This window comes from Acinetobacter sp. AG1 (assembly GCF_001005525.1).
Taxonomy (GTDB): Bacteria; Pseudomonadota; Gammaproteobacteria; order Pseudomonadales; family Moraxellaceae; genus Acinetobacter; species Acinetobacter modestus.
Map to the genome: position 1 here is coordinate 32,626 of NZ_LBMZ01000104.1, position 10,940 is coordinate 43,565.

The following is a 10,940-nucleotide window of genomic DNA, read 5'->3' on the forward strand; positions in this document are numbered from 1 at the left end:
TTACCGAGCCTTCAAGGAAACACCATCCTTATTAACATATCATTGCAAAAAGCGAAAATTACGGAGAAATAATGGATTTTTTATTGATCATCAGCATATCTCATCGAAAACAAATAAGGTCAAAAATTTAATTTACTATCCAATCAAATACTTCTTAATTTTAGATTGACACTCCACTCACTTAAACCGATAGTAGCACGCTCCCTGTTGCTCCCTTATTTTTCTAGGCATATATGAAGGCCAGTTTTAAACATTTTAATATTCTGCTCCTAATTCTATTGCCCGCATTAATTACTGGGGGATTACTTAGTATTGCTGGTAATTTATCTGATGGTTTAAGACTGGGATTCCTTTCTTTGCCAGGTGTAGGTTTAATTTGGCTTGCCATTAAAACACAAAAAAAATATTGGTATGGACTTACTGTTTTATGGTGGTTTGCGACTTGGCTTGATGTACTATTACGTTCGAGTACGTGGTTTTTATTTAATAGTGATAATGAAGCCTATTTTATTATTGAAGCAATTGCTAATACCAGTCAGCAGGAAACGTGGGAATTCATACAACTACACTTAAGCACAATCTTAAGTGTGATTTTTAGCCTACTTTGCTTGCTAATTATTTACAGTATTTCTACTTTCAAAGTTATTAAAGCTCACCATCTTGATCAGATGTGGCAGAGTCGAATTTATCGTAGTTGTATCGTTTTACTTGTTCTATTAACAATAACAAGTTATTTAATGAAGCCTTCACGTAAAGTTCATCCCATCATTTTTTGGTCAGACTATCAAACAAAACTTCAGGATTTTAAAAATAGAATTAAACAACATCAAAATGTACACAGACAATGGGACATCAGTGCAAAGCAAAATTTAACTCTAACAAAAAAACAGGATGAGAAACAAACACATGTGTTAATTCTCTCAGAGAGTTTAACAAGTTTAAATTTAGGTGTTTGTGGTTATCAACGCGAGACGACTCCAGAATTAGCAAAAAAACTTGATGAGTTAAAAATCTTTTGTAATGCATTTTCACCGTCACCTTCAACGATTAATGCGCTACGTGTTTTATTGACTGAAAGTCCTGCATCTGCGCATGATCAATATTCTTCAGAAAGCGTTTTAGCTTACGCTCGAGCAGCAGGCTATAAAATTTATTGGTTAAGCAATCAAGATGATAGTTATTTATCTTCATTATTTGGTTCTTATGCAGATACGGCTGTTTATAAAAATACACGATCAGGAAGAAGTAGTAATTCATTAGATGAAAAGCTTATTCCCGTTTATCAACAAGCTCTTGCAGATCCAGATCCTAAAAAACTGATTATTCTTCATTTGATTGGCGCACATCCAAATTACCAAGAACGTTACCCATTAGCGTTTAATAAATTTACTGGAGACAGTAATGATGCTGTCGAACTCGACCTCAAAAATCGCAATATTGATCCTTGGGTTCGTTCACTACGCAATGATTATGATAATGCAGTATTATATGAAGACTCGTTGCTTGCCAGATTTTTAGATGATCTAAAGGCTGATAATAATTCTGACTTTAGATCTTTTATGGTCGTTTCAGATCACGGAAATGAAGTTGGTCATGAGATTGACTATGCTGGTCACAGCCCGAATACAAAAGCGGGATACCAAGTTCCTGTGATTATGTGGCATGACAATATACAAGTCACGGGTGTCAATAAAGACAAAATACTCAATACAGCTGAACTCGATAACAACTTAATGCATATCATGGGTCTTAAAAATAAAACTGCTTCACCACAATCTTATTGGTTAGATCGTGATTATCGTTTTACGCCTGAAGTAAATTGGCCTTATTGGAAACAGAAGTCATAATCTCCCTCCATACCCCGCTTTATCAAAGCCTGAAATGAGATATTGAATTTCAAACATTCAGTTAAAAAATTTCATTATTTTCATAAAATTATCATCTGATTGTCATCCATTTGATAAATTAAAACGACAAGATCAATGCTTTAAGAAAAACTAATGAGTTAAATTATGTTCAAAAAAGCATTAGTCTGTGTCAGCTTGATCGGTCTGACAGCTTGCCATGATGACAACAAAGATCAACACAGCACGGCGCAACCTGAACTTCAATTACCACAAGTGATTGGACATCGTGGCGCAAGCGCACTTCGACCAGAACATACACTTGTATCCTATCAAAAAGCCATTGATGATGGTGCTGATTTTATTGAACCAGATTTGGTATCAATCACCATGAAAATGAGATCAGCGGCACAACCAATGTTGCAACGCTTCCTCAATTTGCAGACCGTAAAAGAACTAAAATCATTGATGGTGTGAGTTTAACAGGTTGGTTTACTGAAGATTTTACTTTGGCCGAGCTAAAACAGCTCAAAGCACGTGAGCGTATTCCCCAGTATCGTGCTGCCAATACACAATATAATGATCAATTTGAAATCCCGACACTTGATGAAATCATTGATTTAGCTGCAAAGCATTATCAAAAAACGGGAAAAATTATTGGTCTTTATCCAGAAACCAAACACCCGACCTATTTCCAAAAACAGAATTTGGCAATGGAAGATACTTTGTTAAAAACCTTATCCAAATACCAATATAGTCGCGATATTGCGCCTATTTATTTACAATCTTTTGAAGTTGGCAATTTAAAATATTTAAAAAACCAACTCGATTTACACAAGAGTGTTAAGCATGCACAATTAATTCAGCTCTATGATTCGCCTGAAGCAAGACCAGCAGATTATGTTGCACAAAACAATCCTAAAACCTATGCAGATCTGGCAACGGCACAAGGTCTCAAAGATGTTTCGACCTACGCTAATGGTGTGGGTCCATGGAAAGTCTATGTCTTTAAAGATGCCGCAATGACACAGACCACCTCTTTTATTGCGGATGCCCATAAAGCCAATTTAAAAGTACATCCTTATACCTTCCGTCCAGAAAACAACTTTCTACCAGACAGCTTAAAATGTAGTAAGGATACGTCAAAAGCAGCAGAGCGTTGTGAGGCAGGTTCAATTAAGGAAATACAGCTTTACTTCAAGGCTGGCGTAGATGGTGTATTTACTGATGATCCTGCATTAGGTCGTCAGGCAGTGCAAAGTTATCAAGCAACTAAATAAGTCAAAGTAGTGAATAAGGGCAGTTCTACTGCTCTTATTTTTAAGAAAGAGTGAGTTGCTTGTGTTTGACTTGTTCCCATTGCCACCAACCATATGCAGCCAACAACACAAAAGCAGCATACAATCCTGCGGTTAAAAATAATTCTTTATAAATAAACATACCTACATAGACAATATCGACAAATACCCAAAGTACCCAAGTTGCAATATGTTTACGACTCGTCCAATAGGTTGCCAATAAACTAAAAGCAGCAAGTTGGGCATCTAATAACGGTACAGCAGCATCGGTAAAATGTTTAAGCGTTAAACCAAACAATAATCCACCTATTGTTGCCAAACACATTTGCATCAGTACTGTTTTGACAGCAATTGGTTCGATCCGAATCTCATGGTCTTGGCGTTTACCTTTCAGCCAATAATAAAAACCATAGAAATTAATCAGCATAAATAAGAATTGTAAAATCGTCTCACCGTATAATTTAAAGGTGAAAAAAAGGTAAGCATATAAAATAAATGCCAAAAAATTAAACCACCAACACCACATATTCCGTTTTATCGTAAGCGCAACACCGAGCACACTAATAATAACGGCAATAATTTCTAAAGAAGACAAGAGTAAACAACTTTGAAAAACTGAATCACATCATTATCAAAAGATTCTTTATTTAAGCAACAAAAAAATTCTAACATCATTTTAGATTGAAATTATTTTTCAGATAACGACTACTTTTCGCTCAAGCCTTATGCTATAAAAATGAAAAGTTTTTTTAATTTTTTAATATGCTTCTCAACACAGTTTCCAAAATGCGTCTTATTGATATCTCACATTGTATTCCCGCCAATGCAATGTGGCGACGCGTCTGCATTTTTATGCGAGGGGACTTTGCACAGCTTCATCCGATGATCATTTAAACATCTCATCATTTGAAAAATAAAGGTCGCCTCAATCGCGACCTTTTTTATTGCCTTCATTTTTTTAATCACTCAAATACAGTATTGCTATCAAACTAAACAGGAGCATTTTCATGACACAGTTTCAACAAAAGAACTTTATACAAACGACACAGATTCAACCGACTGTAGCACCCAATGCCCCTCGCCTAGCTACAGTCGGTCAATTTATTGCAGTTGTGCTGATTTGGTCTTTTACTCCATTGGCGGCTGTCTGGACAGTACATGAAATTCATTGGGCGTGGGGCTTATTCATTCGATTCACTCTCGCCATTCCTCTTGCCCTAATTTGTCTTTTTTATTTTCGACTTAGACTCATTCTAAACTTTAAAGCCATGATGAGTTATGCCGCTGGCGCGCTTGGTTTATTTGGATCAATGGCATTCTGTTATATGGGAGCAACTAAGGTTTCATCTGGAATGATCTCGATTATTTATGGAACAGCACCTTTATGGTCAGGCCTGATTGCAGTTTTTATTTTAAAACGTGAGCATTTTTTTCAGCGTCAATGGTATGGATTATTGCTTGCCATTTTGGGGCTATCACTCACACTCGGTGTTGGCTCTAAGCAAATTAATATGGACCTCGTTGGTGTACTGTATGAAATTATTGCTGTGCTACTCTATGTAGTGTCAATGTTTCTCGTGGCTAAAATTGGTGCTTCGATTCATCCTATTATTCAAACGACAGGGTCAACAATTGTTTCATGGTTCGGCTATTTATGTTTATTACCATTCTTTATGGCTCAAATACCAGTGCAGTTGCCAAGTTTACAGGTGAGCCTTGCTTTGCTTTACAGCGCCGTTTTTTCATCAGTATTAGCTATGATTTTTTACTTTAATCTTATTCAAAAACTTAACCCAACGACAGTGATGCTGATTACGATTATGACGCCTGTATTAGCAAGTTTTTGGGGTATATTTTTCAATCATGAGCCGCTTAGCTCACATTTGATTTTAGGATTAATCTTTTTATGTGTGGGATTGTTCTTATATGCTTATCGCTCAAGCCCACATCGAATTAAATAGTATAAAACTGATAGGTCAATAAAATGACCTATCCTTTATAGTCTCAATCCGTTTCACACAGTAAACTACACACCATCCAATTAGAATTTCCCACAGATTTGCTCAAGGATGAAAGAATCTATGCGTTCAAATATTTTATGGCTTTGCTTTGGCATTTTTTTGCTATTACAAGGTTGTGTCAATGCGACAATTCAACCTCAAAAAATTCAATCGCAACCAACAGAATTAAAACAACGTTATTTTCAAGCAAAAACAATCGCATCAGATGGAACAATCATTGCCTTTACAGTGTATCAACCTCATTTAAAAATAGGACAAACAGCTCCTTTGCTGTTACATACCCATGGTTTTGGTTTATCTCGAATGAAAAGACCAGAATTAAGCTTATATGGTTTTTTACTTCCGACAGGTCAAGTAGCCAAAACAGCGTGGAAAAATGGCTATTGGGTAATCAGCTATGATCAACGTGGTCATGGAAATAGTCAGGGTAAAATTCGCTTAACCGATCCTGAAAAAGAAGCTCAAGATGTCATCAGCATCATGAACTGGGCTGAAAAAAATTTGCCGCAACTCGCACAAAACAAAAATGGGGTTCGTACGGGCATGATTGGCGAATCTTATGCTGGAGGTGTGCAATATATTGCTTCCGCTTTAGATCCTCGCTTACAAGCAATTGTACCTATCACAACTTGGTATGACATCGTCGAAAGTCTTGTGCCTAATGGTGTCCCTAAAGGTGACTGGCTAAGTTTCTTGAATTTGATTGGCGATTGGTGGAATTGGAACAAATTTGATCTGCAACTTAAACAAGCGTATCAAGATACCCAACAAGGTCAGTTGAAACAATCAACTTATGATTTTCTAAAGACACATCAAGCAAGTTGGTTTTGCGAAACTGCACAAGCCCCTCAAGCGGATGCTCTCATCATTCAAGGGTTTAGAGATGTTTTATTTCCTTTTAACCAAGGTGTAAAGGCAGCTCAATGTATTCACAAAGCGCAGCATGAAGTGCATTTAATCGGTGTACAAGGTGGACATTTACAACCATTTGCACAGCATTCTCCATTGGGTGATACTCCTTTTTGGTATATTGGTAAATCTGTCACCTGTGGAAATCAAAAAAAATATAAATTACAAGATACGATCATGGGATGGTTTGATCAAAAACTCAAAGACCAAACCGCAACAATTGATTTACCAGAATTATGCGTCGACAAAAGTCCGGTCTATAAGTTCAAAGATTTGGATGCAAAAACACAATACACGTTAAATAAAACTTGGATCGAACCTCAGAATTCGCAAGCTGTGTTTGTTCCGATCCATACGATAACTGAATTGACACATATCACAGGTACACCACAACTTACTTTAAAGATCGAAACGCCAAAAAATAAAGTAGAACCAACACTATTTATTTCTATGGCCATTAAATCTGGAAAAACGGGTAAATATGCTATTTTAAATGATCAAACAACAGCATTAAATCCAAGCAAAAAACATACTTTTGACCAAGTTATTTCTAATAAAGATTCAGCATCGAAAGAAAATCAAGCTATTGAATTACCTAGTATTAATGGACGTTTAAACAAAGGCGATACTTTAGGCTTACTGATTCAGACCGAAAGTATTTATTATCAAAAAATTAAACAACCTAAAATTGAAGCATGGATTTCAGGTCAAATTACTTTACCTAAATTTTGGAGTGATATTTCAAATAAGGAATGATTATAATTTCTAAATATCGAGAGTGAATTTTACCACTCTCGATTTGCAATCAATTGTTCCATTTCAATCTCAAAATAACCTGCTTCTTGCACAATCATCATCATAGCTTCAGCAATATAATCCGCAGCCGTATCATCTAAACTTGAATCTAGGTCTTCAAACTGGGGTTTCATCTCATTAATTGCGATCATTGTATGATGAGCAAAATGATATATTTCTGCTTCAGTTAAACCTGAACGACTCACCTTTTTGGAAAAGTATTTAATCTGTTGTTTAACTTCGGCAACGAGAATATCAGGATAATATTCATCATCAAACATGGGGAGAAGGAGATCTTCAAACATAAATAAAATAATATGCCAATAAAACGCCATGCTTATAACATAATCTCATACAAATCACGATATTTAGACATAAAAAAAGCGATCTTTCCGACCGCTTTTTAAAAAGATAATTTAGTCTTTTTTAGCGCTTAAACTTTTTGCGATCTTGGCAAGCTCTATAAATTCCTCACGCATTTGGTAAGAATCTGGTTTTGCAGATTGCTGGGCTAACTGAATAATTTGATCCCACCCCATAGCAGCATTGTATTGCCCGCCTTTTAGCTGCTGGGCATAGGAAGCCACTGCAATGGCAAAACGAGTATCACTATTGGCCTGAGCAAGGGACTTACTTTCAGCTTTTACAGCTTGGTTTAAAAGAATGCTCTTCTCTTGATTTGGTAATTTATAGCGCAAATTTACAAACGCATATTCAGATTTTTTTGTTGTATCTGTTTTTGTCGATGCCTGATAACGTGAATCATTGAGCCAGCCTTGTTGTCCAACTGGAACGATTTCATAAATTGCTGTTACGTTATGCCCTGCTCCAATATCTCCTGCATCGACTTTATCATTATTAAAATCTTCCTGTTTTAGCATCCGATTTTCATACCCCACCAAACGATATTCCTTCACCGTCGCGGGGTTAAATTCAACCTGAATTTTGACATCCTGAGCAACCGTTGCAAGTGTCGATGAAAGCTGTCGTTCTACGACTTTTTTTGCTTCATTTTTATTATCGATATAGCTGTAATTTCCATCACCTGCATCCGCCAATTGTTCCATGAGCTGTTCATTGTAGTTTCCAGTACCAAAACCTAATGTTGTGAGGGAAATACCACTTTTACGTTTCTCAGCGACCATGCCTTTTAAAGTGCTAAAGTCAGTAATACCAACATTAAAATCACCATCTGTCGCCAGTAAAATGCGGTTAATACCATTTTTCACAAAGGCTTTTTCTGCTTGCTTATAAGCCAGTTGAATCGCTTGTTCTCCTGCCGTTGCACCACTTGCTTGTAATGTATTAATCACTGCTAGAATCTTATCTTTTTCATTACCAGCTGTCGGTTCTAATACCAGTTTTTCGCCACTCGCATAAGTAATGATGGTGACTTTATCTTGAGGTCGGAGTTGCTCCGTGAGTAAACGCAAAGTTTGTTTAACTAATGGAAGTTTATCTACAGCATCCATACTGCCTGAAACATCAACCAAGAATACCAAATTGGCAGGTGGCAATTGTTTGGTGCTTAAATCTTTAGCTTGAATCCCAATTTTGATCAGCTTGGCATTTTCTTTCCACGGCGAGTCGACAGTTTCAGTACTGATTGAAAATGGATGTACATTATTTGGCTGCGGATACTGATAATCAAAATAATTAATCATCTCCTCTGCACGAACGGCGTCAACAGGTGGTAAACGTCCATCATTCAAAAAACGACGTGTATTGGTATAACTACCTGTATCTACATCAATACTAAAGGTTGAAATAGCTTGATCGGCAACTCGATGAACGGGATTAACATCATTCTTTTGGTATTTTTCAGTATCTTGTTCTAAACGCGATCTTTCCATTGTTGGCATCGCCGCAATGTATGATGCTGGTGCGATCATTTTCTGCGTGCTATTAATAAATGATGTTAGCGGTGCAGGCACGGGCATTCCGGTCTCAACAGCAACATGTGCTTGTTGTTTGACTGGATTACTGCACGCCATAATCATACAACTGAGCAAACTCAATGTAAGTATTTTTGTTAATTGATGCATTATTCAATTCCCCAATTTTATTTTGTCTTTTCAAATAAAGTAGATATATGCAGAATTGTATGAAAAAAAAGATAGATACATCGTGTTCGAATGTATCTATCTAAAAATTATTTATTTTCGATCTAAATTAAGTTTCTAATCAATTGCATAATTAATAGTGACGACCACACGGGCAATTTTATTAATAGTCGCTTTATCATAAGCACCCCCATAATCACTATCATCATCCGAACCACTTTCAGGCAGAATATAGAATGCACCTTGACTAGCTGAACGCATCATCCCCACATGAACATTACCAACTTTAGCAAACTCATTGGCACGGCTATACGCATTCTTGGTTGCATTGGCAATCAAGGACATTTTTATTTCTTCTAAATTCGAAACGAGATATTCAGGTTTCTGTTCAATGGCGATGCCCTTTTCATCCAAGACATAAGCATCTTTAGCCGCTTGTTCAATCTTCTTGATATCACGACTGTTGATCACTAAAGATTGTAATGCCATATAGCCTTTAAACTCACGATTGATCCGCCCTTCCCCCATATTCACTTCTTCATAATAGGGCTGAGAACTTTTATTTCCGAATTGCATATTTTCGGCTTTGAATCCGTGTTCAACAAAAAAACTTTGTAGTTCCTTCATTTGTTGATCGAGTAATTGATAAGCTTCTGGGATCGTTGCTGAAGTGTGGTTGGTTTGTAAGTTGATTTCCCAACGTGCTGAATCTGCTTGAATCGGTTTCTCAGCTAAACCTTTGACTGTAATTGAATTTTTGGTGCTATTAAACTGTTTAAGTGCATAGCCCATCACAGCAGCAGAAACAATAAAACCGAGGCTCAAAATAAGGGCAAACACCCATAAACTTTTATATGTTATTGTTTTATTTTCCATTTTTTAATATCACTCAATTTAATTATACATTTGTTATATTTAATCTGATTCAACAAGTCAATAGAGCCATTAGGCCCTATTGAGGTATACAAGTTTAATGATTTTGCATCATATTCCAGACTTTAATCGCATCGCTTGTGGCTTTAACATCATGCGCTCGTACAATACTAGCCCCCTGCTGAATACTCAACAAATGCCCTATTACACTCCCAACGGCACGTTCCTGCGCAGGTACACCATTTAGAGCTTCTCCAATAAAACGCTTACGCGATAGACCTGATAAAATTGGATACCCCATTCGATTGAGCTTCCAAAACTCATTCAGCAATTGAAAATTTTGCTGCGCATTTTTAGCAAAGCCAAAACCTGGGTCAATAATGATATTTTCGGGTTTAACACCAATCGCAAGAGCTTGATCTAAACGTTGTTGTAATTCTTGAATCACATCTTCAGTTACATCTTGATATTGATCGAGCTGATTCATATTGGTCGGTTCTCCACGCATATGCATCAGCACCACAGGAATATTCAACTCAGCAGCGGTTTCCAAAGCCTGTGGACGTGTTAATGCACGAACATCGTTCCAGATATGCGCACCGGCTTGTACCGCAGCACGCATCACTTCTGGCTGACTAGTATCAATCGAAATGATTACATCATAATTGGATAATGCTTCCACCACAGGAATCACTCGACGGAGTTCTTCTTTTAGCGCTACAGGTGATGCATTTGGACGTGTAGACTCTCCACCAATATCAATAATCTTTGCCCCATCTTCAATCATTTGTAAGGCATGTTGAACCGCCTGATCTTTTTGATGGTGCTGTCCGCCATCACTAAATGAGTCAGGTGTTACATTAAGAATACCCATAATCTGTGGCTGGGATAAATCCAATGTAAAATGACCACATTGTAACTGACACGGTGGTAATGGCATCAACTGCATCAAGCTTCTCCATTTCTAATAACGTATATTTTAGCAATGATCAGTTGATCTAGGTGTTCCTTTATTTTCAATCTTTTTTTGTCTGCTCAATTTTTCATTATAAATTTTCAAAAATGACAAAAAATTCATCCAAAAATTGATAATCCATATCAAGAATGAGTTTGTAATAACCCAGTTTTTTTCCCTGA

Annotated in this window: 8 protein-coding genes and 1 pseudogene; 4 read left to right on the forward strand and 5 right to left on the reverse strand. The window is 36.8% G+C overall.

Going from position 1 to position 10,940, the window contains the following annotated elements; all coding sequences use genetic code 11:
- The first annotated feature begins 233 nt into the window (after nucleotides 1-233).
- Together AAV96_RS06755 and AAV96_RS06760 are read left to right on the forward strand one after the other, a co-directional pair.
- The gene (locus AAV96_RS06755) at nucleotides 234-1,847 is read left to right on the forward strand and encodes a phosphoethanolamine transferase (RefSeq protein WP_046738766.1); all 1,614 of its coding nucleotides are present in this window, start codon (nucleotides 234-236) and stop codon (nucleotides 1,845-1,847) included.
- Nucleotides 1,848-2,012: 165 nt separating this feature from the next.
- Nucleotides 2,013-3,124, forward strand: a pseudogene (locus tag AAV96_RS06760) (glycerophosphodiester phosphodiesterase).
- A 40-nt stretch (nucleotides 3,125-3,164) separates the two neighbouring features.
- Here the strand turns inward: AAV96_RS06760 and pnuC are convergent.
- Nucleotides 3,165-3,737, reverse strand: a complete 573-nt coding sequence (gene pnuC / locus AAV96_RS06765) for a nicotinamide riboside transporter PnuC (RefSeq protein ID WP_004660822.1) — start codon at nucleotides 3,735-3,737, stop codon at nucleotides 3,165-3,167.
- A gap of 412 nt (nucleotides 3,738-4,149) precedes the next feature.
- Between pnuC and AAV96_RS06770 the strand changes: the two genes are divergently transcribed.
- Nucleotides 4,150-5,103, forward strand: a complete 954-nt coding sequence (locus AAV96_RS06770; protein WP_046738767.1) for a DMT family transporter — start codon at nucleotides 4,150-4,152, stop codon at nucleotides 5,101-5,103.
- Between the two features lie 120 nt (nucleotides 5,104-5,223).
- Nucleotides 5,224-6,828 (forward strand): CocE/NonD family hydrolase, encoded by a 1,605-nt coding sequence (locus tag AAV96_RS06775; protein ID WP_046738768.1) that lies wholly within the window; start codon nucleotides 5,224-5,226, stop codon nucleotides 6,826-6,828.
- Between the two features lie 29 nt (nucleotides 6,829-6,857).
- Here AAV96_RS06775 and AAV96_RS06780 read toward each other — a convergent pair whose 3' ends face one another.
- The 4 genes from AAV96_RS06780 to folP all read right to left on the reverse strand — a co-directional run bounded on the left by AAV96_RS06780 (nucleotide 6,858) and on the right by folP (nucleotide 10,752).
- On the reverse strand, nucleotides 6,858-7,172 hold the full coding sequence (locus AAV96_RS06780) for a DUF5713 family protein (protein ID WP_034601677.1): 315 nt from the start codon (nucleotides 7,170-7,172) through the stop codon (nucleotides 6,858-6,860).
- A gap of 111 nt (nucleotides 7,173-7,283) precedes the next feature.
- A complete protein-coding gene (locus tag AAV96_RS06785) occupies nucleotides 7,284-8,912 on the reverse strand; it encodes a vWA domain-containing protein (protein ID WP_046738769.1) in 1,629 nt (542 codons plus the stop codon).
- A gap of 135 nt (nucleotides 8,913-9,047) precedes the next feature.
- Nucleotides 9,048-9,806 (reverse strand): SIMPL domain-containing protein, encoded by a 759-nt coding sequence (locus AAV96_RS06790; protein WP_046738770.1) that lies wholly within the window; start codon nucleotides 9,804-9,806, stop codon nucleotides 9,048-9,050.
- A 94-nt stretch (nucleotides 9,807-9,900) separates the two neighbouring features.
- Complete coding sequence (gene folP, locus AAV96_RS06795; protein ID WP_046738771.1) at nucleotides 9,901-10,752, reverse strand: dihydropteroate synthase; 852 nt, start codon at nucleotides 10,750-10,752, stop codon at nucleotides 9,901-9,903.
- Between the last annotated feature and the right edge of the window lie 188 nt (nucleotides 10,753-10,940).